This is a genomic window from Demequina litorisediminis (assembly GCF_030161615.1).
In the GTDB taxonomy this organism is placed as follows: domain Bacteria; phylum Actinomycetota; class Actinomycetes; order Actinomycetales; family Demequinaceae; genus Demequina; species Demequina litorisediminis.
Map to the genome: position 1 here is coordinate 2,678,848 of NZ_BSUN01000001.1, position 21,541 is coordinate 2,700,388.

Consider the following 21,541-nt stretch of genomic DNA (forward strand, 5'->3'; position numbering starts at 1 on the left):
GGCGCACCGGTGTAGGCTGATGGAAGATCCCCGGGGAACCGGGGACACCCAGCGCACGTCGAGGTGCGCGAAGAATCCACACACAATCGCGCCGGCAATGGTCGGCGCAAGCCGAGGAGATTCACTGTGACCATCAAGGTCGGCATCAACGGCTTCGGCCGTATCGGACGTAACTTCTTCCGCGCAGCGCTCGCCGAGGGCGCTGACTTCGAGATCGTCGGTGTGAACGACCTCACCGACAACCACACCCTTGCGCACCTGCTCAAGTACGACACCGTCCTGGGCAAGTTCCCCAAGGAGGTCACCTACGACGACGACAACATCTACGTCGACGGCAAGGCCATCAAGGCGCTCGCCGAGCGTGACCCCGCCAACCTCCCCTGGGCCGAGCCTGGGCGCCGACATCGTCATCGAGTCGACCGGCTTCTTCACCGACGCTGAGAAGGCCAAGGCGCACATCGCCGCCGGTGCCAAGAAGGTCATCATCTCCGCGCCCGCCAAGAACGAGGACGCGACGTTCGTCGTCAACGTGAACCACACGGACTACGACCCCGCCAACCACCACGTGATCTCGAACGCGTCGTGCACCACCAACTGCCTCGCGCCCGTCGCGAAGGCCCTCAACGACGCCATTGGCATCGAGAAGGGCCTCATGACCACGGTTCACGCCTACACGGGCGACCAGAACCTGCAGGACGGCCCCCACAAGGACCTCCGCCGTGCCCGCGCCGCTGCGCAGAACATCGTTCCCACCTCGACCGGTGCGGCCAAGGCCGTGGCGCTCGTGCTGCCCGAGCTCAAGGGCAAGCCTGGACGGCTTCGCGATGCGCGTTCCCACCATCACCGGTTCCGCCACCGACCTCACCTTCGAGGCCGGCCGTGAGGTCACCGTTGACGAGGTCAACGCCGCCGTCAAGGCCGCCGCTGAGGGTGCCATGGCCGGCACGCTCGCCTACGTCGAGGACGACATCGTCTCCTCGGACATCGTGGGTGACCCGCACCAGTCGATCTTCGACGCCAAGGCTCACCAAGGTGTCGGGCAACATGGTCAAGATCGTGGCCTGGTACGACAACGAGTGGGGCTACTCGACCTCGCTCGTCAAGCCGACCACCTACGTCGGCGACAAGGCTCTGATCCACCCCATCCGGATCTGATCGTGGCAACGCCCGCGCACGCGCCGCGTGTGCGGGCGTTGCTATGTCAGGAATGTGAGGACTGAAATGAAGACCATCGCAGGACTGGGAGACCTGACCGGCAAGAAGGTGCTGGTTCGCTCCGACCTCAACGTGCCGCTCGACGGCACCACCATCACGGACGACGGCCGCGTGCGCGCCTCCGTCCCGACCATCCAGGCGCTGCTCGACGCAGGCGCCGCCGTGATCGTCACGGCCCACCTCGGCCGTCCCGGTGGCGAGCCGAAGCCCGAGTACTCGCTCGCGCCCGCGGCCGCCCGCCTCGCCGAGGTTCTCGGACGCCCCGTGACCCTCGCCGAGGACCTCGTGGGTGACTCGGCGAAGGCCACCGTTGCGGCCCTCGAGCCCGGCCAGGTCGCCATGCTCGAGAACGTGCGTTACGACAAGCGCGAGACCTCGAAGGTCGACGAGGAGCGCCAGGAGCTCGCCAAGGAGCCTTGCGGCGTTCGCCGATGCGTTTGTCTCCGACGGCTTCGGTGTGGTCCACCGCAAGCAGGCGTCGGTGTACGACGTGGCGCGCCTGTTGCCCGCCGCGGCCGGCACGCTCGTCGAGAAGGAGGTCGTCTCCCTCTCGCGCGCCACCACCGACCCTGAGCGCCCCTACGCGGTGGTGCTCGGTGGCTCCAAGGTCTCGGACAAGCCTGGGTGTCATCGGCAACCTGCTGACCAAGGCCGACCGTCTCCTCATCGGTGGCGGCATGGTGTTCACCTTCCTCAAGGCCAAGGGCTACGACGTGGGCTCCTCGCTCCTCGAAGAGGACCAGGTCGACACCGTGAAGGGCTACCTGGAGACCGCAGCGGCCAATGGTGTGGAGATCGTTCTTCCCACCGACATCGAGGTCGCGGACAAGTTCGCGGCCGATGCCGAGCACAAGACCGTCGCCGCCGACCAGATTCCCGCCGGCTGGATGGGTCTGGACATCGGCCCCGACTCGGCCGCACTGTTTGCGTCCAAGATCGCGGACGCCAAGACCATCGTGTGGAACGGCCCCATGGGCGTGTTCGAGTTCGAGGCCTTCGAGGGCGGCACCCGTGCCGTCGCGCAGGCGATGATCGACGCTGACGGCTTCTCGGTCGTCGGCGGTGGCGACTCGGCCGCGGCCGTGCGCCGCCTCGGCTACGACGAGGCCGGCTTCTCGCACATCTCGACGGGCGGCGGCGCGTCGCTCGAGCCTGCTTGAGGGCAAGGTCCTGCCGGGCCTCGCCGTACTGGAGGACTGACACATGGCACGCACCCCTGATTGCGGGTAACTGGAAGCCTGAACCTCGACCACCTCGAGGCCACTCACACCGTGCAGAAGCCTTGCGTGGCTCCTGCGCGACGCGAAGCACGACTTCGAGGACGTGGAGGTTGCGGTGCTCGCATCGTTCACCTCCATCCGTTCCGTGCAGACGCTCGTGGACGCCGACAAGGCTCGAGTTGAAGTACGGCGCCCAGGACATCTCGCAGCACACCTCCGGTGCCTACACCGGCGAGGTCTCCGGCACCCAGGCTCGCGAAGCCTGGGCGTCTCCTACGTGGCCGTCGGCCACTCGGAGCGTCGCGAGTACCACGGCGAGAGCGACGAGGTCGTGGCGGCCAAGACCAAGGCCGCGTTCGAGAACGGCATCGTGCCGATCGTCTGCGTGGGCGAGGGCCTCGACGTCCGCAAGGAGGGCCGCCAGGTCGAGTACACGCTCGCCCAGGTTGACGGCGCGCTGAAGGACCTGCCCGCCGACAAGGCGAAGGACGTTGTCATCGCCTATGAGCCCGTGTGGGCCATCGGCACCGGCGAGGTTGCGACCCCCGCCGATGCTCAGGAGGTCTGCGGTGCGATCCGTGCCCGCCTCGCCGAGCCTGTACGACGCCGAGCCTTGCCGATGGCGTGCGCGTGCTCTACGGCGGCTCCGTGAAGTCGAGGCTCGATCGCCCAGGCGATGGCGGAGCCCGACGTCGATGGCGGCCTCGTGGGTGGCGCAAGCCTCGACCCCGAGGAGTTCGCGAAGATCGCGCGCTTCCGTTCGCACCAGATCGGCTGACGCCCCACCGTGCGTGGCGCCTACCAGGATGCGCTCACCTTCGCGTATCCTGGTAGGCGATCCGAACACGTCTGAGGAGAACTGTGCACATTCTGGAGATCACCCTGTGGGTGCTGCTCGTGGTCACGTCGCTCGTGATCATCGGCCTGGTGTTGATCCACCGGGGCCGTGGCGGCGGCATCACCGACATGTTCGGCGGCGGCTTTGCGTCCGGCGTTCAGTCGTCGGCCGTTGGTGAGCGGAACCTCACCCGCATCACGTGGATTACGGCCTCGATTTGGGTCTCGATCATCGTGTTGCTCGGTCTCATCTCACGGTTCGCCGTCTAGCAGCATCTGAGGGGAAACACATGGCAGGCGGAAACGCCATTCGCGGCTCGCGCGTCGGCGCGGGGCCCATGGGCGAAGACGAGCGCGGCGAGTCCGCACCGCGTCAGGTCGTCAACTACTACTGCGCGAAGGGCCACGTCACGTCGCCCAGCCTTTGCGCTGGGGGACGAGAACGACGCTCCCGAGGTTCCGATGGAGTGGGATTGCCCCCGCTGTGGACTTCCCGGTGGCCTTGACCCCGAGAACCCGCCGGAGCCGCTGCGCAACGAGCCGTACAAGACGCACCTCGCGTATGTGAAGGAGCGTCGCACCGATGAGGAGGGCGAGGCCCTGCTCGACGAGGCGCTCGGCACGCTCCGTGCCCGTCGCGGCACCGCGGTCGTCGCCGACTAACACCCGTTCACCGAGGGGCCCGTCGCCTTCCCACCAGGGAAAGGCGACGGGCCCCTCGGCTATTTCCCCCGCCACCCACCTACCCCCTTAGCCGAGTCAAATGGATCCATTTGACTCGCCTAAGGCCTTAGACGAACCAAATGGATCCATTTGACGGTGAGGGAGTGGGGGATGGAAGGATGGCGGGGTACGACCCCATCGACACTGGAGGACCTGTGAAGATCGAGATCGAGTACTGCGTGCCGTGCGGCTACCTTGACCGGGCGCTCGACGCCCAGCGCACGCTGCTGAGCACGTTCGGCGGCCGCCTGGAGTCCGTCGCGCTGGTGACGGGGGAGAAGGGCGTGTTCACGTTCCGTGCGGACGGCGACACCATCTACTCCAAGCCGGACAGTACGACATCACTCAGATTGTCGAGTCCGTGAAGGCCCGTCTGACCGCGTAGTCGACGACCGACAAGGAAGGGCGGGGCCATCGGCCCCGCCCCTTCCTCATGGTTGATCCGCCTTGCGGCGATGTGGCCGATGCCTCGGCTGGCCCTAGACCTTCGTCGCGGCTGCGGCGTCGACGAGCCACAGCGTGCGCTCGGTGCCGTCCACGGCACCGCCGGGAACTCCGGAGCGGCGCAGGGAATCGCGGACCGCATCGGCCTTGCCCTCGCCTGCGGCCACCACCCACACCTCGCGGGCGCGGTTGATGCTGGCGAGCCCGAGCGACACCCTGGTGGGCGGCGGCTTGGGGGAGTCGTGAACGGCGTGAGTCTCGGCCGAGGGGCCCGTGAAGACCGGGTGTCCGGGGAACAGCGACGCCACGTGAGCGTCCGGCCCAAGCCCGAGCAGCAACACATCCCATGCGGGGGTGCCTGCCGCGGAGATTTCGCGGGCGTATGCCTCTGCAGCCTCCTCGGCGGATGCGAAGGCATCGGAGGAACCCATGCGGTGGATGTTGTCCTCGGGCAGCGGAAGCGTTCCGAGCAACACGGCCTGAGCCTGGCCCTCGTTGCGGTCGGCGTCGCCCGCGGGGACGAACCGCTCGTCGCCCCACCACACGTGAACGCTGGTCCAGTCGACCGTGCCGGCCAGCGGAGAGGCCGCCGCCGCTTCCAGCAGCGCGATGCCGACGGTGCCGCCGGTGAGCACCACGTCGGCGCGGCCGCGCAGGGCCACCGCGTCGCCCACGGCGATCAGGAGGCGCGCGCCCGTGGACTGGGCGACGGCATCGGCGTCAGCGTGGACGATGACCTGCCTCACGCCTGACCCTTTCCTGCCCAGCGACGCAGCGCGTTGCCGTAGACGGGGTCGTCGTCGAGGCGGCGAAGGCTCCTCCGCGAGGCAGTCGCCGAGCGTCCTGGCGGGCAGAGCGATGGTGTGCTCCGGCTGGCCCGGCTGCGTGAGCGTGGCGTTGTGTCCGTCAGGCCGCGCGATGCCGATCTCGCCGGAGGGAGTCTCCAGCACGATCGACTGCAGGCCACGGACGTCATCGGCGTACGTGGCCTCGAACTCGCAGCCCAGGGTGCCCTGAAGCCAGGCACCGAGCAGCAGGATCGACGGGCTACCCGTGTCCCCGTGCAGACGCGCCTTCGTGACGCGCTGGTCCGCCACCTGCTCGAGCGCGGCGGCCAGGAGCGCACGCCAGCGCGTGACGCGCGTCCACGCAAGGTCGGTGTCGCCAGCCTGGTAGTGCTCGGCGAGCGACCGCAGCACGGCGCCCGCATCGGCCTCACCCTTGGAGTCGGTGATGCGGCGCGCCGCCATACGGCCGATGCTCGAACCACCAGGGTTTGCAGGCACCGCGGCGGGCCACCAGGCCACGAGCGGCACATCGGGAAGCAGCAGCGGCATGACGAGCGTGTCGCCGTGGTCGGCCTGGACGCGCGAGGGACGCAGGACCACGACCTCGGAGGCGCCGGCGTCGCCGCCCACGCGTAATTCGGCGTCGAGCGTGCCCTCGTCGCCGTCGTGCGGCGCGATGACGATGATGCGGCAGGGGTGCTCGCGCGAAGCGACGTTCGCGGTCTCGATCGCGTCCTCGACGTCCGCGTCGGTCGCGTCGATCACCAGGGTGAGGACGCGACCGAGTGTGATGACTCCGAAGTCCTTGCGCGACGACACGAGTCGCTTGTTGATCTCCGAGATGGAGGTACGGGGCAGGTCGATGATCATGGGCGCCTCCAGACGCGTCCGTCCTTGGCCATCATGGCGTCGGCACTGGCCGGTCCCCACGTGCCCGAGCGATACTGCTCGGGCTGCACGCCGGAACCCTCCCAGTGGGCGATGACGGGGTCGAGCAGGCTTCCACGACAGGGCGACCTCTTCGTGGCGGGGGAACAGCGGCGGGTCGCCCAGCAGGACGTCGAGGATGAGGCGTTCGTATGCCTCGGGCGAGGACTCGGTGAAGGCGTTGCCGTAACCGAAGTCCATCGTGACGTCGCGCACCTCCATCTGCGAGCCCGGCACCTTGGAGCCGAATCGCAGGGTGACGCCCTCGTCGGGCTGGACACGGATCACGAGCGCGTTGTTGCCTGCGTCGGTGCCTTCCACGTCCTGGAAGTAGGGACTCGGGGCCTTCTTGAAGACGAGCGCGATCTCCGTGACGCGACGACCAAGGCGCTTGCCCGCACGCAGGTAGAACGGCGTGCCCGCCCACCGGCGGTTGGAAACGTCGAGCCGGATCGCGGCAAACGTCTCCGTGATCGAGTCCGAGGGGATGTCATCCTCGTCGAGGTAGCCACCCACCTGCTCGCCACCGCGCCAACCCGCGGCGTACTGGCCGCGCGCGGTGTTCGCGTCGAGGTCGTCCGGGAGCCTTGGCGGCGCGCAGTACCTTCTCCTTCTCGCCACGCAGGTCGTCGGCGTCGAAGGTGGCGGGCTCCTCCATCGCGGTCAGCGCGAAGAGCCTGGAGGAGGTGGTTCTGGATGACGTCGCGAGCCTGGCCGATGCCGTCGTAGTAGCCGGCGCGCGACCCGATACCGATGTCCTCGGCCATCGTGATCTGGACATGGTCCACGTACTGGCTGTTCCAGATCGGCTCGAACAGCCTGGTTCGCGAAGCGCAGCGCCAGCAGATTCTGCACCGTCTCCTTGCCCAGGTAGTGGTCGATGCGGAACACGGAATCGGGCGGGAAGACGTCGGACACCACGGCATCGGCTCATTCGCGGTGACGAGGTCCTGGCCGAACGGCTTCTCGATGACGACACGGCGCCACGTGCCGTCCTTGGCGTCCGACAGCCCCGAATCGCGTAACTGCGTGAGGACCTGGGGGAACGCCGACGGCGGAATCGAGAGGTAGAACGCGTGATTGCCGCCGGTGCCGCGACGCTCGTCGAGCTCCTCGACCGTCTCGCGCAATCGACGGAACGCATCGGGGTCGTCGAAGGTGCCCTGGACAAAGCGGATGCCCTCGGCGAGCCTGCTTCCATGTCTCTTCGCGGAACGGCGTGCGGGCGTGCTTCTTGACGGAGTCGTAGACGACCTTCTCGAAGTCCTCGCGGTCCCACTCGCGCCGCGCAAAGCCCGTGAGCGCGAAGGCGGGGGCAGGAGACCACGGTTTGCGAGGTCATACACGGCGGGCATGAGTTTCTTGCGGGCGAGGTCGCCGGTGACGCCGAACATCACCAGGCCGGACGAGCCCGCGATGCGGGGAGGCGGCGGTCGCGCGGATCGCGCAGCGGATTGACCATGTCAGACCTTACGTCGCGACGATGACGCCGCGTGGGTTCCGGGGGAGGGGTAGATGGTGAGGGTGGCGCAAGCGCGCCACCCTCACCGACGTACTACTTGGCGGCGGCCAGCGACTCGCGCGCCTTGGCGGCGACGTTGTCGGCAGTGAAGCCGTACTTCTTCAGCAGCAGACCACCATCGGCCGACTCGCCGAAGTGGTCGATCGACACGGTGCGGCCCGCGTCGCCTGCGATCTCGGTCCAGCCGAGGCGCGAACCGGCCTCGACGGTGACGCGAGCCTTGAGCGCGGACGGGAGGACCGACTCGCGGTACTCGGCGTCCTGACGCTCGAAGCGCTCGCGCGACGGCATCGACACCACGCGGGCGTTGATGCCCTCGGCGGCGAGCACCTCACGTGCCTCGAGCGCGACCGCAACCTCGGAGCCGGTGGCGACGATGACCACGTCGGCCTCGCCGTCACCGGCGAGCACGTAGGCACCCTTCGCAACGCCCTCTGCGGACGTGCCCTCGAGCACGGGCAGGTTCTGGCGCGACAGGATGATCGCCGACGGACGGTCGGTGGTCTCCAGGATGGCCTTCCACGCCGCGGTGGTCTCGTTGGCGTCCGCGGGACGCACCACGTCAAGGCCGGGGATGGCGCGCAGCGTCGCGATGTGCTCGATCGGCTGGTGCGTGGGGCCGTCCTCGCCAAGGCCCACCGAGTCATGCGTCCACACGAACGTGGTGGGGATGCGCATGAGCGCGGCGAGACGGACCGAGGCACGCATGTAGTCGGAGAACACCAGGAAGGTGCCGCCGTACGTGCGAGTGAGGCCGTGAAGCGTGATGCCGTTGAGGATCGCGCCCATGCCGAACTCGCGGATGCCGAAGTGCAGCGTGCGGCCGTACCAGTCGGCGTTGGGCCACGAGTGGGTCGCGCGACGCGGGGGCAGGAACGACGGCTCGCCGTCCATGGTGGTGTTGTTCGAGCCGGCGAGGTCGGCCGAGCCGCCCCACAGGCTCGGGAAGGATCGGTGCGAGCGCGCTCAGGACCTTGCCGGACGCGGCGCGGGTGGCGACCTTGGTGCCGGGCTCGAAGGTGGGAAGCGCGTCCTCCCAGCCCTCGGGAAGGCTCGCGAGCGGCGAGGCGAGCGAGCAGGCGAGCACGCTCGGGGTTCTCAGCCTCCCAGCGGGCAAGCCCCGCGTTCCAGTCGGAGTGCGCGGCCTGGCCGCGCTCCTTCACCTTGTGCATGTGCTCGAGGATCTCGGGCTCCACCACGAAGGACTGCTCGGGGTCGAAGCCGAGCACCTCCTTGAGGCCCGCGACCTCGGCGCCACCCAGGGCGGAGCCGTGGACTCCACCGGTGTTCTGCTTGGTGGGCGAGGGCCAGCCGATGATGGTCGACAGGCGGATGATCGACGGCTTGCCGGTCTCGGCCTTGGCGGCCTCCAGCGCGTCGAACAGCGCGACGGGGTCCTCGTCGTAGCCGTCCTCCTTGATCCACGAGACGTGCTGGGTGTGCCAGCCGTAGGCCTCGTAGCGGGCCATGACATCCTCGGTGAAGGAGATGTCGGTCTCGTGCTCGATCGAGATGCGGTTGTCATCCCAGATGACGATGAGGTTGCCCAGTTCCTGAGTTCCCGCCAGCGACGACGCCTCAGCCGAGACGCCCTCCTGGAGGCAACCGTCGCCCGCGATCACATAGATGTGGTGGTCGAACGGCGAGGTGCCGGGCTCGGCGTTGGGGTCGAGCAGGCCGCGCTCCTTGCGGGCCGCCATCGCCATGCCCACGGAGGAGGCGATACCGGTGCCCAGGGGGCCGGTGGTGATCTCCACGCCGTCGGTGTGGCCGTACTCGGGGTGACCCGGCGTGCGCGAGCCCTCGGTGCGCAGCGCCTTGAGGTCGTCGAGGTCCAGGTCGTAGCCGGAGGCGAACAGGCTGCAGGTACAGCGTCAACGACGAGTGGCCCGCGGACAGCACGAAGCGGTCACGGCCCAGCCACGACGAGTCCGACGGGTCGTGGCGCATGACGTTCTGGAACAGCAGGTACGCGGCCGGCGCCAGCGAAATGGCGGTGCCGGGGTGGCCGTTACCGACCTTCTCTACGGCATCGGCGGCAAGGACGCGCAGGGTGTCCACGGCGCGGCGGTCGGCATCGGTCCAGGTGACGGTCACAGATTTCTCCCATGAATCGTGAGGTGGTTCCCCGCCAGCCTAGCGGCGCGAAAGGGGTGCCGACACGCATCGGGCACAACTTCACGGCACCCAAATCTGGGTGGTGAGGATCTCAGTACAAGGTTGTAACCCACGGGGGTCGCCGACGCTTCCCGCCGCCACATCAATCCACCCGCGGCGTGGGGCGGCGCCGCGGCCCTGCGCAGGTACCATGGACGCCATGTCCCAGGTCCCCCTCGCGCCCACCACGACGCCCGGCAAGGTGTCGTCGCGAATCCCGCTCGGAGACAAGGCCAAGGCCTACGTCGCGCTCACGAAGCCGCGCATCATCGAGCCTGCTGCTGATCACGACCGTTCCCGCGATGATCCTCGCGGCCGATGGCTTCCCGCGCTGGGACCTGCTGCTCACCACGGTGGTGGGCGGCTACCTGTCCGCCGGTGCCGCCAACGCGTACAACATGTACTTGGACCGCGACATCGACGCCATCATGAACCGCACCAAAGGCCGCCCACTGGTGACCGGCAAGGTGACGCCGTCCGAGGCGCTGACGTTCGCATCCGTCCTGGCCGTCGTGTCGACCGCGTGGTTCTGGGTGGTCGTGGGGTCGCCGCTGGCATCCGTGCTGTCCGTCGCGGCCATCGTGGGCTACGTGGTGCTCTACACGATGATCCTGAAGCGCCGCACGGCCCAGAACATCGTGTGGGGTGGAGCCGCGGGCTGCATGCCGGTGCTCATCGGCTGGGCGGCCGTCACGCAGTCGCTCGCCTGGACCCCCGTCCTCCTGTTCCTCATCATCTTCTTCTGGACGCCGCCGCACTACTGGCCGCTGTCGATGAAGTTCAAGCGCGACTACGCCCGCGCCGAGGTACCGATGCTTCCGGTGCTCGCCTCGAGCCGCCGCGTCGCCGTCGAGATGATCGCCTACGCGGCCGCCATGGTCGCCACCACGCTGGTGCTGATTCCGGTGGCGGGGATGACCTGGGTCTATGCCGGCATCGCGGCTGTCGCGGGAGCCTGGTTCCTCACGGGATGCGTCAGCCTGTACCGCCGCGCGCAGCGTGACGAGGCGAAGCTCAAGGAGATGCGCCTCTTCCACGACTCGATCACGTACCTGACGATCGTGTTTGCGGCCATCATGGTGGACCCGTTCCTTCCGGAGGCCCTGACCGTCTGGCAGCCGTGACGAGCCTGACGGGGGAGCGCGAGGCCTACCTTGCGCACGTCTCCGTGGAGCGCGGCCTGAGCGCCAACACGCTCGCCGCCTATCGCCGCGACCTCACGCGGTACGTCCTCTTCCTCGAGGCTCGCGACCGGGATGACCTCGCCGCCGTCACCCGCACCGACGTGGCCGACTTTGCCCTGGCGATCGGCACGGGGCGCGACGGTGGACGGCCGCTCGCCCCGGCATCGGCCTCCCGCACCGTGGTGGCCGTGCGCGGCTGGCACCGCTTCGCGCTGGCCGAGGGCTGGTGCACGCAGGACGTCTCCTCCGACGTCAAGCCGCGTGCCGTGCCCCAGCGCCTTCCCAAGGCAATCTCGACCGATCAGGTGGAGGCCATCCTCGAGGCGGCCTCGACAGGCGACGGCGCGGCACCCCTGCGCGACAGGGCCCTGCTCGAGCTCGTCTACGCCACGGGCGCACGCATCTCCGAGGCCGTGGGCCTCGACGTCGACGACCTGACCCTCGACGAGGGGCAGGAAGCGGTCCTGCTGCGCGGCAAGGGCCGCAAGGAGCGCGTGGTGCCCATCGGCGGCTACGCGGCGCGCGAGCCTTCACGCCTACCTGGTGCGAGCCCGCGCTCCGCTGGCACAGGGGGAGTGGGCACTCCCGCCCTGTTCCTCAACACCCGCGGCGGCAGGCTGTCACGTCAGAGTGCGTGGGTGATCCTGAAGGACGCCTCCGCCCGCGCGGGAGTGCCCGATGTTTCTCCGCACACCCTGCGTCACTCGTTCGCCACGCACCTCCTCTCGGGCGGCGCGGATGTGCGCGTGGTGCAGGAACTGCTGGGTCACGCCTCGGTCACCACCACGCAGATTTACACGGCCGTCACTCAGGACGCGCTACGCGAGGTGTACGCCACCTCGCACCCGCGTGCCCGCGGGTGACAGGGGTGTCCCGACGGTAAGGTGTGGGGCGTGACCGACTTCCCTCAGCCCGCCCCCTTGCCAGCCACGGTCCCGCACGCGTGGTCGCGTTGTGCAACCAGAAGGGCGGCGTGGGCAAGACCACCACGACCGTGAATCTCGCGGCGGCGTTGGCGGAGTACGGGCGCAAGGTCTTGGTGGTCGACTTCGACCCGCAGGGCGCAGCATCGGCCGGGCTTGGTATCAACCCGAACGAGGCCGAACTCACCATCTATGACCTGCTCATGAGGTCCTCGGTGTCCGCCGCGGACGTGATCGTGCCCACCAACGTCGAGAACCTCGACCTGATGCCCGCGAACATCGACCTCTCGGCCGCCGAGGTGCAGGCTGGTGGGCGAGGTGGCCCGCGAGTCGACGCTTGACCGTGCCCTGCGTGGCGTCGAGGACGAGTACGACGTCATTCTGATCGACTGCCAGCCCTCGCTTGGCTTGCTCACCGTGAACGCGCTGGTGGCTGCGCACGGCGTCATCATTCCGCTTGCCTCGGAGTACTTCGCGATGCGCGGCGTGGCGCTGCTGGTGGAGACCATCACCAAGGTCCAGGACCGCCTCAACCCGCGCCTCACCGTGGACGCGATCATCCCGACCCTCTACGACGGCCGCACCCTGCACTCACAGGAGGTCGTCGAGAGCGTCCGTCACGGCTTCGGCGACAAGGTCACCGAGACCATGATTCACCGCACGGTGAAGTTCCCCGACGCCTCCGTGGCCGCCGAGCCCATCACCACCTTCGCCCCGCAGCACGCGGGCGCCCACGCCTACCGTCAGGCTCGCCCGCGAGCCTTGTCGCGCGCGGCGTCGCCGCCTGACACGCACGTGACGGGACAGGGCACGGCGGTCGACGGCACCGCCCTCGAGGCCGATGCCCCCGTCGCCGACGCTGCCCCTGCGGCCAAGGCGGGATTCTCCGTCCACCTCGACAACTTTGAGGGACCGTTCGACCTCCTGCTGAGCCTCATCTCGAAGCACGAGATGGAGATCACCGAGGTGGCTCTCGCGCGGGTCACGGACGAGTTCCTCGCCGTGTTGTCCTCGGGGGAGAAGGATTGGGATCTGTCCCAAGCCTCGGAGTTCCTCGTGGTGGCGGCGACGCTCCTTGACCTCAAGGCGGCGCGCCTGCTGCCGCAGGGTGAGGTCGACGACATCGAGGACCTGGAGTTGCTCGAGGCGCGAGACCTCCTGTTCGCGCGGCTCCTGCAGTACCGCGCGTTCAAGCAGGTGGCTGCGACGTTCGATGGGCTGCTGAGCGGCCCCCGGCGTGTGCCCCGCGACGTTCCCCTCGAGCCGCACTTCGCGATGCTGCTGCCGGAACTGATCTGGGCCGTCACCCCCGAACAGTTGGCGCGCCTCGCCGCGCGGGCGCTGCAGCCCAAGAGCACCGACACCGGGGTCAGCCTCGCGCACCTTCACGCACCGGCGGTCTCGGTTCGCGAGCAGGCGATGGTGGTGACCAGCAGGCTGCAGCGCGAGCACGTGATGACGTTCCGCGCGCTCGTGCGCGACGCCGACCACGTCAACGTAGTGGTCGCACGCTTCCTCGCCCTGCTTGAATTGTTCCGTGAGGCGGTAGTGGCCTTCGACCAGGTACGCTCGCTCGGCGAGTTGACGGTCCGCTGGACCGGCGGCGAGCATCAGGTGGAGGTGTCCGACGAGTTCGACGACGGCGAGCCCGACGAGACGGAGCAGGGAGCAGATGGCTGACACGCACATCGCGGGAGCGATCGAGGCGATCCTCATGGTCGTGGACGAGCCGGTGGCTCCCGCGGACATCGCCGCGGCGCTTGACGTGCCCGAACCCGAGGTGGTCGCGGCCCTTCACGCGCTGCGCGACGAGTACGCCGACCCCGACCGTCCGCGTGGCTTTGAGCCTGCGTGAGGTCGAGTCGCGGTGGCGCGTGTACTCGTCCCGCCTCTACGCCGATGCTGTGGGTGCGTTCATCGTCGAGGGCCAGTCGGCCCGCCTGTCCCAGGCGGCGCTTGAGACCCTCGCCGTGGTCGCCTACCGCCAACCCGTCACGCGCGGTCAGGTCTCGCAGGTGCGTGGCGTGAACGTCGATTCCGTCATGAAGACACTGTCCGCCCGCGGCCTCGTGACCGAGGTCGGTGAGGTGGGCGGCGCCCTGCAGTACGGCACCACGACGGAGTTTCTCGAGCGGATGGGGATGGCGTCGCTCGACGACCTTCCCGAGCTCGCCCCCTACCTGCCCGAGTTGGCAGACGTTGACGGAGAAGGACGCTGATGGACCTCGAGATCCACCGCCCCGAGGGCGTACGGCTGCAGAAGGTGCTGGCGGCCGCCGGTGTGGGATCGCGCCGCAAGTGCGAGGTGCTCATCGAGCGTGGCCTCGTGACGGTCAACGGCGAGGTCGTGGATCAGGCTCGGGGTCCGGGTGAACCCCGCCGAGGTCGTGATCGAGGTCAAGGGCAAGCGCATCTCGGTCGACGATGACGCCGTGACGGTGGTCCTCAACAAGCCGCGAGGCGTGGTGTCCACCATGTCGGATCCGCAGGGCCGTCCCGCCCTCGACACGTATGTGCGGGAATTCTCGGAGCGACTGTTCCACGTGGGAAGGCTCGATGCCGAGACCACGGGCGTGCTGTTGCTGACGAACGACGGCGAGCCTCGCGAATCGTCTGGCCCACCCGACGCACGGCGTCTCCAAGGTCTACATCGCCAAGGTCACCGGCGCGGTGCCCGCGAACCTGTGCACGCGTCTGCGCGCCGGGGTCGACCTCGACGACGGCCCCGTGCGGGTCGCCTCGTGCACCATCCTCGACGTGTCCAAGGGGCATTCTCTGGTCGAGGTCGAGCCTTCACGAGGGCCGCAACCGTATTGTGCGCCGCATGTTCGACAAGGTCGGCTTCCCCGTGGTGGACCTGGTACGCACCCGTTTTGGCCCGGTCACGCTCGGCAACCTCGGGCCCGGAGAGCTCCGTCGTCTCGACCGCGAGGAGCCTTGGCTCGCTGATGCAGGCCGCGGGCCTGTAGCAGGCACGCGGCCGCGCATCGTCGCGGCACGTCACCGATACGATGGACCCCATGACGACCCGAGCGATTCGCGGCGCCACCTCGCTCGCAAGCGACGACAAGGCCCACCTGCACGAGCGCACCAAGGAACTGGTGACGGCGATGCTGGAGGCCAACAACCTCGGCACCGACGCGGCGATCTCGGTCTTCTTCACCTGTACGCCGGACATCGTGTCCGACTTTCCCGCCGCCGCGGCCCGCGAGATGGGCTTCGCCGACGTCCCGCTCATGTGCGCGGTCGAGATGGCCGTGCCTGGCGCGCTTCCGCTCGCGGTGCGCGTCATGATGCATGCGGAACTTGACGTTCCCCGCGCGGAGGTGAGGCACGTGTACCTGCACGAGGCCGTCAGGCTTCGCCGCGACATCGCACAGTGAGGTGGCCGCGTCCATGACCTCGGTTCACATCGTCGGCGCCGGCCTCATCGGCGCCTCGATCGGCATCGGCCTGAGCGCCGAAGGCTGGTCCGTCACCATCACCGATGCGAATGCCGAAGCCGCGCGCCTCGGCGCCGCGATCGGTGCCGGCGCGACCCGTGACGCCTCCACGCCCGCACCGGACCTCGTCATCGTGGCGGTGCCGCCATCGGTGGCGCCCGCCGCCGTCGTCTCGGCGCTGCAGGAATGGCCCGATGCGGTGGTGACGGATGTCGCCAGCGTGAAGGCGCCCATCGCGCGTGCGGCGCACGACTCCGGGCACGGAGCGCGGTACGTGGGCTCGCACCCCATGGCCGGCCGCGAGGTGTCCGGGGACGCGCCGCGCAGGGCGACCTGTTCAAGGCGCGACCGTGGGTCATCTGCGCAGGCGAGGCCCCGGCATCGGCCGTCGCGACGGTGCGCGCCGTGGCCGCCGCGCTCCAGGCCGATGCCATCGACATGGATGCTCAGGCTCACGACGCTGCCGTGGCGAGGGTGTCGCACGCGCCCCAGGTGGCCGCCTCGGCCGTGGCGGCCGCACTCGGGCCGCTACAGGCCGACGACGTGGCCCTTGCCGGTCAGGGACTGCGCGACGTGACACGGATCGCTGCATCCCTGCCTGCCATGTGGGCGGACATCGCGCGCCTGAATTCGCACGCCCTCATCGCGACGCTCGACCACATCATCGGCGATCTCGAGGACGTGCGCGATGCCGACGACATCGGCGAGGCGCTCACGGACCTCATCGAACGGGGACGCATGGAGGTCGCGCGCATCCCCGGCAAGCACGGCGGACCCACGCGCGACTGGGTCCCCGTGACCGTCATCGTCCCCGACACCCCCGGTCACCTGCTGCGGCTGCTTTCCGACGCGGCCTCCGCGCACGTCAACGTCGAGGACATCACCATCGAGCACTCACCGCGCCAGCCCGTGGGTCTCACCACCTTGCACGTCCTTCCCGAAAGCGCCCCGGCGCTCGTGGACGCCCTCACCGCACAGAACTGGGAGATCGCCTCATCATGACCGGCATCGCCATCGCCATCGACGGTCCCGCGGGGACCGGCAAGTCCACCGTCTCGCGCGAGGTCGCCAAGCGCCTCAAGTTGGCGTACTTCGACACGGGCGCCACCTACCGTGTCGCGACGCTGACGTGCCTGCGTGAGGGCGTGGACCTCGCGAACGCGGCCGACGTGGCCGCGATGGTCGCGACCATGAACGTCGAACTGATCCTCAACCCCGCAAACCCGCGCGCGCTGCTCGACGGCGAGGACGTCTCGAGCCTGATCCGCACCGACACCGTGGCGCTCACGGTGTCGAAGGTCGCGACCAACCTCGAGGCGCGTCCCCTGCTCCAGCAGATGCAGCGCGACGTGATCGCGGCCGAGCCTCGCCGGCGGCTTCTCCGGCGGCCGTGGCGTGGTGGCCGAGGGCCGCGACATCACCACCGTGATCGCCCCCGAAGCCGACCTTCGCATCCTCATGACCGCCGACGACGAGGTCCGCGTGGCACGCCGCGCGGGAGAGGGCGCGGACGTGGCCACCGTGCGCCAGGCCGTTCTTGGCCGCGACAAGACGGACTCCGCGGTGTCCTCCTTCCATGAGGCCGCCGACGGCGTGCTGACCCTCGACACCACCGATCTCACCATCGAGGAGGCCGTCACGGCCGTCCTCGACCGCGCCGCCGAGGCGCGGGCGTGACCCAGGCGCGCGTCCCGAGCCGATGGGGACCGCGATGGTCCCGATGGGTGGGGCGCGCGCTCGCCAAGGGCCTGTGGCGCACCGAGGTGCGCGGCGCAGGCAATATTCCCGCCGAAGGCCCGGTCATCATCGTGGGCAATCACGTGGGCCTCATCGACGGCCCCGTGCTCCACGGAGTGATCCCGCGTGGCTCGTACTTCCTGATCGGCTCGCACATGTTCCGCGGCGCCCTCGGCGTCCTCCTCAGGGGCGCGCAACAGATCGAGGTGGTCGATGCGGGGCGTGACGCCCTCGCGCAGGGGCTCGCGGTCTTGCGTCGCGGAGACGTGGTGGGCGTGTTCCCCGAGGGCACCAGGGGAGCAGGCAGGGCCGATGCCGTTCACGGCGGCGCGGCGTGGCTCGCCATCCAGTCCGGGGCACCCATCGTGCCCACCGCGCTCGTGGGGACACGGCACACCGGAGAGCCCACGGGTGTGTGGCCCCGGCCGGGGCGGCGTATCCTCGTGGAGTTCGGTGAGCCGATCTCGCTCGACCTCGATGAGTCGCTGCGCGGTCGCGCCCGCCAGGAGGCGGCGCAGCAACAGGCTCGCCGACGCCCTGCGCGAGCGCATCGACGCGACGCTCGCCACCACCGACCTCACGCTTCCCGCCGATGCGGGGGCGCCTTCCAAGGAGACACCATGACCGACGAGCAGGAGTACCACGGCCTGGGCGATGTGCCCGAGCCCCTGCAGGTGCCGTCCGACCCCGCCGAAAGCCTTGACGAGGTGCGCGAGGCCGCGCTCCGCGCAGGCCTTGAGGCGTACGAGCCGACGGAGGCCGACCTCGCCACGCTGGCCGGCGAGGAGGAGGTCGAAACCGAGGAGGCGCTGCCCATCCTCGCGATCATCGGCCGCCCCAACGTGGGCAAGTCCACGCTCGTCAACCGCATCATCGGCAAGCGCCTCGCCGTGGTGGAGGACACCCCCGGCGTGACTCGCGACCGCGTCGAGTACCGCGCCGAGTGGGCGGGCCGCGACTTCACGCTGATGGACACCGGCGGCTGGGAGGCGAAGGTCACTGGCCTTGACCTCTCGGTGGCGCAGCAGGCCGAGGTCGCGATCGACCTGGCGGACGCCGTGCTGTTCGTCGTCGACGCGACCGTGGGCGCCACGGCCTCCGACGAGCACGTGGTGCGCCTCCTGCGGGCCTCCAAGAAGCCCGTGGTGCTGGTCGCCAACAAGGTCGACGGGCCCCAGGGCGAACTCGAGGCCGCCGCGCTGTGGAACCTCGGGCTCGGCGAGCCGTACCCCGTCTCGGCGCTGCACGGACGTGGCACCGGTGACCTGCTGGATGCTGCCGTCGCGGCGCTTCCCACCGAGATGCCTCAGGTCGAGATCGACCCCGACGCTCCGCGCCGCATCGCGCTCGTGGGACGTCCCAACGTGGGCAAGAGTTCGTTGCTGAACCAGGCTCGCGGGGAGAACCGCGTGGTGGTCAACGAGGTGGCAGGCACCACCCGCGATCCGGTCGACGAGATTGTCGAGATCGGTGACCGTCGCTGGACGCTCGTGGACACCGCGGGTATCCGCCGTCGCGTCCACCAGACTAAGGGCGCAGACTTCTACGCGTCGCTGCGCACCGGCGCCGCGATCGACCGAGCCGAGGTGGCCCTGGTGCTGCTGGACGCCTCCACGCCCCTGACGGAGCAGGACACCCGCGTGATCTCGCAGGTGATCGACTCGGGCCGCGCCACCGTGCTGGTCTTCAACAAGTGGGACCTGGTGGGCGAGGACGAGCGGTTCCTGCTTGAGCGCTCCATCGAGAAGGACCTGGTCCAACTCACGTGGGCGCCGCGCGTGAACCTCTCGGCCCGTACCGGCTGGCACACCAACCGCCTGGTGCCCGCAATCGACCTCGCGCTGGGAAGCCTGGGATCAGCGCATCTCGACCGGACGCCTCAACTCGTTCCTCGGGGAACTCGTGGCGGAGCACCCTCACCCGGTGCGCTCGGGCAAGCAGCCCAAGATCCTCTTCGCCACGCAGGCGTCGAACCGTCCGCCGCGCTTCGTCATCTTCGCCAGCGGCTTCCTCGAGCCCACGTATCGCCGCTTCATCGAGCGTCGCCTGCGCGAGGCGTTCGGCTTCGAGGGATCGCCGATTCAGATTTCGGTGCGGGTGCGCGAGAAGCGCAAGAGGCAGCGCTAACTCCCGTTCAGTGTGCCGTCACGCGCGTGACGGCACACTGACGTGCGCCACCTCGTACACGGTGCCGTCCGTGCGGCGCGGCTGGCCCGCGAGCAGATCAAAGCCGACCTGGTCGCCGGTGGCCAGGTCAATGGCTCGCACGGCGGCGCGGCAGTCCTTGCGCAGCACCGCGGCATTCGCGTCCGTCTTGAGGCGGCCGGCGGTGTCCGCGAGCGAGTCGCCCGCGTTGCTCAGCGCCCGGGAGAACACGCCGACGGTGGCCGATGCCGCTCCCGCGCCATTCACGTGCAGACTCGCCACGGGCCAGGTCTCCACGACGGGCCTGCCAAAGTCGGCCTCGATGCCCTGAAAGCCGTCGCCGCCCCACAGGAATCGCGCCATACGGGACGTGTTGGCCCACACGTAGAACGGTGCGTACTCGTTCGACGTCGCACCATCGACTCCGGCCTCGCGCAGGCAGTACGCCTTGAACACCAGGCCCTCGTAGTCGTCCAGCGCGCTCCCGCGAGTCGCGACCCGGTGGCGAATGCGTCCCATGTCGTAGTCGCGGGGCAGTGTGATGGCGTAACGCATCGCGATCATGCGGACGCGTCCATCTCGCGGTGGTGCGCGTACCCGAGCTCCACCAGTTCCCGCAGCACGTCCTCGTCGACAGCATCGAGTCGCGTGACATAGAGGCAGGCTCGCTCCTCGGGTGTGGGGCCCGAGCGACGCGAGCAACGCGTCAGACCCCACAGCATCAGTGAGGCCGTAGAGCGAGAGCCTTCGCCTTGCGAGGCGAGAATCCCACGCACGGCATGTCTCCCTCGCGCCCCGAGTCGTAGCGATAGTGAGTGCTGCCGAACCCGACGATGCTCGGACCCCACATCACGGGCGGCTCGCCCGTCACGCTTGCCATCAGTTCCGCGAGGCGTTCACCCTCGGCCACGCGCCGCGGCGGCTCGACGGTCGCCAGGAAGGCATCGACGGGGACATCGGTGGGGCGGGTCACGGCATCGGCCATACCGGCCAGCCTAGAGCGAGCCGTGACCGAGGGCCAGAGACGGGTGCGTCACACCGGGTGTCGCCGCGGCGCGATCCCTGGGTAAAGTCTGTCCATGCTCGACGTCATGACCCTGCGCATCACGCTCGGGGTCGTGACTCTCACGGTGCTGGTGCTGTTCTGGGCTGCGGTCTATCTCCCGACGCGCTCGCCGTTCGCGGGCTGGTGGACCATGGCGCTCGCGTGGTCGACTTTGAGCCCCGTGTTGCTCCTGTTTAACGGCAGTCCCGCGCAGGTGGTGTTGAACCCGACGTCGAACGTGCTCTCGGCGTGGGCGGGTCTGAGCGTGTGGTGGGCGACGCGCTCCATGCGCGACCGCGAGCCCCCTCGTGGGTCCTGCCCGTCGTGTCCGTTGTCACCCTTGTCACCGCGCTGATTGACAGCCCCGGTACCAACGTCTGGGCGGGCAACGGCACGCTGTTCACCGTCATGTCGGGGTGTTTTGCCCTGGCGTCCTGGGACCTGTGGGCGACCTGGCGGCACCGGAGGCTCGTGCCGGATCGGCGCGATCAGCAGGAGGCGCTCGTGGCCCTCATGGTCGCCGCGCTGGGCTCAACGCTGCTGGGAGCCTTCTATGTGGTGCGACTGGCGCTGTTCGTCGTGGCGGGCGCGGACTCGTGGGCCTTCACGACCTTCGCGGGATCCGGCACCACGACCATCGTGCTGTTGGTGGTCCTCGTCGCGGTGACCTTCTCGGTCTCGGCGCTCGGCTACGACTATCGCACCCAGGAGTTGCGGCGCCGCGCCACGCAGGATGACCTCACGGGAATCCTGGGCCGCACCGCATGGATCGACGGGGCACGCCGTCTCTTGGAGAAACGCGCTCACGGACTGGATGACGTTGTTGTCGTCGTAGCCGACATTGACCACTTCAAGGTGATCAACGACTCTCACGGCCATGCGACGGGCGACGCCGTGCTCACCACCTTTGCCGACGCGGCACGTGACGCCATGGGCCGTGGCGCCGTCGTGGGGCGTATGGGTGGTGAGGAATTTGCCGTCGCCGTAGCGGGGGAGTCACCTGCCGTGGTGGCCGCGCGCCTCGAGAAGCCTTGCCGACCGCTTTGCGTGGCGCCTGCGGACGGACGGACTACCGGCCACGACCGTGAGTTGTGGAGTCGCGGAGGCCCGCGCGGCGGATTCAGTTGACTCGGTGGTGGCCCGTGCCGATGCCGCCATGTATCGCGCCAAGGCCGAGGGCCGCGCCCGCGTCGTGATCGACAACGCAGACGGAGCCCCCGGCCGGTAGCGG

At 69.1% G+C, this 21,541-nt stretch carries 20 protein-coding genes and 12 pseudogenes; 25 read left to right on the forward strand and 7 right to left on the reverse strand.

The genetic code is table 11. The features are described from left to right. Positions 1-126 precede the first annotated feature (126 nt). From gap to QQK48_RS16370, 7 genes and pseudogenes are all read left to right on the forward strand, one after another. Positions 127-1,155: pseudogene (gene gap / locus QQK48_RS16345) on the forward strand (type I glyceraldehyde-3-phosphate dehydrogenase). A 66-nt stretch (positions 1,156-1,221) separates the two neighbouring features. Beyond that, positions 1,222-2,415: pseudogene (locus tag QQK48_RS16350) on the forward strand (phosphoglycerate kinase). Further along, positions 2,372-2,632 (forward strand): annotated as a pseudogene (locus tag QQK48_RS22280) (hypothetical protein); the annotation flags it as partial. The pseudogenes QQK48_RS16350 and QQK48_RS22280, both read left to right, overlap by 44 nt. Positions 2,633-2,712: 80 nt before the next feature. Then, positions 2,713-3,213: pseudogene (locus tag QQK48_RS16355) on the forward strand (triose-phosphate isomerase family protein). Between the two features lie 83 nt (positions 3,214-3,296). Continuing rightward, a complete protein-coding gene (gene secG / locus QQK48_RS16360; protein WP_284329137.1) occupies positions 3,297-3,542 on the forward strand; it encodes a preprotein translocase subunit SecG in 246 nt (81 codons plus the stop codon). A 20-nt stretch (positions 3,543-3,562) separates the two neighbouring features. Further along, positions 3,563-3,935, forward strand: a pseudogene (locus QQK48_RS16365) (RNA polymerase-binding protein RbpA). A gap of 179 nt (positions 3,936-4,114) precedes the next feature. Then, complete coding sequence (locus tag QQK48_RS16370; protein ID WP_284329138.1) at positions 4,115-4,360, forward strand: Rdx family protein; 246 nt, start codon at positions 4,115-4,117, stop codon at positions 4,358-4,360. Between the two features lie 114 nt (positions 4,361-4,474). Here the strand turns inward: QQK48_RS16370 and pgl are convergent, their stop codons facing one another. From pgl to QQK48_RS16390, 4 genes and pseudogenes are all read right to left on the reverse strand, one after another. Next, positions 4,475-6,775 (reverse strand): 6-phosphogluconolactonase, encoded by a 2,301-nt coding sequence (pgl, locus tag QQK48_RS16375; RefSeq protein WP_431308376.1) that lies wholly within the window; start codon positions 6,773-6,775, stop codon positions 4,475-4,477. Positions 6,776-7,143: 368 nt separating this feature from the next. Continuing rightward, a pseudogene (locus QQK48_RS22285) lies at positions 7,144-7,548 on the reverse strand (glucose-6-phosphate dehydrogenase); the annotation flags it as partial. Between the two features lie 161 nt (positions 7,549-7,709). After that, a pseudogene (gene tkt / locus QQK48_RS16385) lies at positions 7,710-9,773 on the reverse strand (transketolase). A gap of 81 nt (positions 9,774-9,854) precedes the next feature. After that, complete coding sequence (locus QQK48_RS16390) at positions 9,855-9,995, reverse strand: hypothetical protein (RefSeq protein ID WP_284329139.1); 141 nt, start codon at positions 9,993-9,995, stop codon at positions 9,855-9,857. Between QQK48_RS16390 and QQK48_RS16395 the strand changes: the two are divergent. From QQK48_RS16395 to der, 15 genes and pseudogenes are all read left to right on the forward strand, one after another. Then, positions 9,994-10,957 (forward strand): annotated as a pseudogene (locus QQK48_RS16395) (heme o synthase). The gene QQK48_RS16390 and the pseudogene QQK48_RS16395 sit on opposite strands and share 2 nt — an antisense overlap. Next, a complete protein-coding gene (locus QQK48_RS16400) occupies positions 10,954-11,880 on the forward strand; it encodes a site-specific tyrosine recombinase XerD (RefSeq protein WP_284329140.1) in 927 nt (308 codons plus the stop codon). Before QQK48_RS16395 ends, QQK48_RS16400 begins: the two are co-directional and overlap by 4 nt. Positions 11,881-11,969: 89 nt before the next feature. Further along, positions 11,970-12,281, forward strand: a complete 312-nt coding sequence (locus QQK48_RS22290) for a ParA family protein (RefSeq protein WP_431308377.1) — start codon at positions 11,970-11,972, stop codon at positions 12,279-12,281. Next, the gene (locus tag QQK48_RS22295) at positions 12,250-13,620 is read left to right on the forward strand and encodes a segregation/condensation protein A (RefSeq protein ID WP_431308378.1); all 1,371 of its coding nucleotides are present in this window, start codon (positions 12,250-12,252) and stop codon (positions 13,618-13,620) included. The genes QQK48_RS22290 and QQK48_RS22295 overlap by 32 nt, the downstream gene beginning before the upstream one ends. Then, on the forward strand, positions 13,613-13,795 hold the full coding sequence (locus QQK48_RS20680) for an SMC-Scp complex subunit ScpB (protein WP_348523700.1): 183 nt from the start codon (positions 13,613-13,615) through the stop codon (positions 13,793-13,795). Before QQK48_RS22295 ends, QQK48_RS20680 begins: the two co-directional genes overlap by 8 nt. Then, the gene (gene scpB, locus QQK48_RS16415; RefSeq protein ID WP_348523701.1) at positions 13,782-14,159 is read left to right on the forward strand and encodes an SMC-Scp complex subunit ScpB; all 378 of its coding nucleotides are present in this window, start codon (positions 13,782-13,784) and stop codon (positions 14,157-14,159) included. The genes QQK48_RS20680 and scpB overlap by 14 nt, the downstream gene beginning before the upstream one ends. Continuing rightward, on the forward strand, positions 14,159-14,368 hold the full coding sequence (locus QQK48_RS16420) for a S4 domain-containing protein (protein WP_284329141.1): 210 nt from the start codon (positions 14,159-14,161) through the stop codon (positions 14,366-14,368). Before scpB ends, QQK48_RS16420 begins: the two co-directional genes overlap by 1 nt. Continuing rightward, positions 14,310-14,909, forward strand: coding sequence for a pseudouridine synthase (locus QQK48_RS16425; protein ID WP_284329142.1), 600 nt, complete (start codon positions 14,310-14,312; stop codon positions 14,907-14,909). The genes QQK48_RS16420 and QQK48_RS16425 overlap by 59 nt, the downstream gene beginning before the upstream one ends. 51 nt (positions 14,910-14,960) lie before the next feature. After that, a complete protein-coding gene (gene aroH / locus QQK48_RS16430) occupies positions 14,961-15,323 on the forward strand; it encodes a chorismate mutase (RefSeq protein ID WP_284329143.1) in 363 nt (120 codons plus the stop codon). Positions 15,324-15,336: 13 nt separating this feature from the next. Further along, positions 15,337-15,639 (forward strand): annotated as a pseudogene (locus tag QQK48_RS16435) (prephenate dehydrogenase/arogenate dehydrogenase family protein); the annotation flags it as partial. Between the two features lie 140 nt (positions 15,640-15,779). Next, complete coding sequence (locus tag QQK48_RS16440; RefSeq protein WP_348523702.1) at positions 15,780-16,385, forward strand: prephenate dehydrogenase dimerization domain-containing protein; 606 nt, start codon at positions 15,780-15,782, stop codon at positions 16,383-16,385. After that, positions 16,382-16,681 (forward strand): annotated as a pseudogene (locus tag QQK48_RS20685) ((d)CMP kinase); the annotation flags it as partial. The gene QQK48_RS16440 and the pseudogene QQK48_RS20685, both read left to right, overlap by 4 nt. Positions 16,682-16,808: 127 nt before the next feature. Then, on the forward strand, positions 16,809-17,060 hold the full coding sequence (locus QQK48_RS20690; RefSeq protein WP_348523703.1) for a (d)CMP kinase: 252 nt from the start codon (positions 16,809-16,811) through the stop codon (positions 17,058-17,060). Positions 17,061-17,146: 86 nt separating this feature from the next. Beyond that, positions 17,147-17,488 (forward strand): annotated as a pseudogene (locus tag QQK48_RS16450) (lysophospholipid acyltransferase family protein); the annotation flags it as partial. A 252-nt stretch (positions 17,489-17,740) separates the two neighbouring features. Beyond that, positions 17,741-19,247, forward strand: a pseudogene (gene der / locus QQK48_RS16455) (ribosome biogenesis GTPase Der). An 18-nt stretch (positions 19,248-19,265) separates the two neighbouring features. On the opposite strand, the gene QQK48_RS16460 reads toward der, so the two are convergent. The 3 genes from QQK48_RS16460 to QQK48_RS20700 are packed head-to-tail and all read right to left on the reverse strand — an operon-like array spanning position 19,266 to position 20,250. After that, complete coding sequence (locus QQK48_RS16460; protein WP_284329145.1) at positions 19,266-19,829, reverse strand: DUF4865 family protein; 564 nt, start codon at positions 19,827-19,829, stop codon at positions 19,266-19,268. After that, positions 19,826-19,987, reverse strand: a complete 162-nt coding sequence (locus QQK48_RS20695) for a hypothetical protein (RefSeq protein ID WP_348523704.1) — start codon at positions 19,985-19,987, stop codon at positions 19,826-19,828. The genes QQK48_RS16460 and QQK48_RS20695 overlap by 4 nt, the downstream gene beginning before the upstream one ends. After that, positions 19,987-20,250, reverse strand: coding sequence for a hypothetical protein (locus QQK48_RS20700; RefSeq protein WP_348523705.1), 264 nt, complete (start codon positions 20,248-20,250; stop codon positions 19,987-19,989). The genes QQK48_RS20695 and QQK48_RS20700 overlap by 1 nt, the downstream gene beginning before the upstream one ends. A 94-nt stretch (positions 20,251-20,344) precedes the next feature. Between QQK48_RS20700 and QQK48_RS16470 the strand changes: the two genes are divergently transcribed. Genes QQK48_RS16470 through QQK48_RS22300 form a run of 3 tightly spaced genes read left to right on the forward strand, consistent with a single transcriptional unit; the run spans position 20,345 to position 21,538 of the window. Beyond that, entirely contained in the window at positions 20,345-20,665 is a 321-nt protein-coding gene (locus QQK48_RS16470) for a hypothetical protein (RefSeq protein ID WP_284329146.1), read from the forward strand. Beyond that, on the forward strand, positions 20,635-21,438 hold the full coding sequence (locus tag QQK48_RS16475) for a GGDEF domain-containing protein (protein ID WP_284329147.1): 804 nt from the start codon (positions 20,635-20,637) through the stop codon (positions 21,436-21,438). The genes QQK48_RS16470 and QQK48_RS16475 overlap by 31 nt, the downstream gene beginning before the upstream one ends. Then, a complete protein-coding gene (locus QQK48_RS22300) occupies positions 21,395-21,538 on the forward strand; it encodes a nucleotidyl cyclase domain-containing protein (RefSeq protein WP_431308379.1) in 144 nt (47 codons plus the stop codon). Before QQK48_RS16475 ends, QQK48_RS22300 begins: the two co-directional genes overlap by 44 nt. The last annotated feature ends 3 nt before the right edge of the window (positions 21,539-21,541 follow it).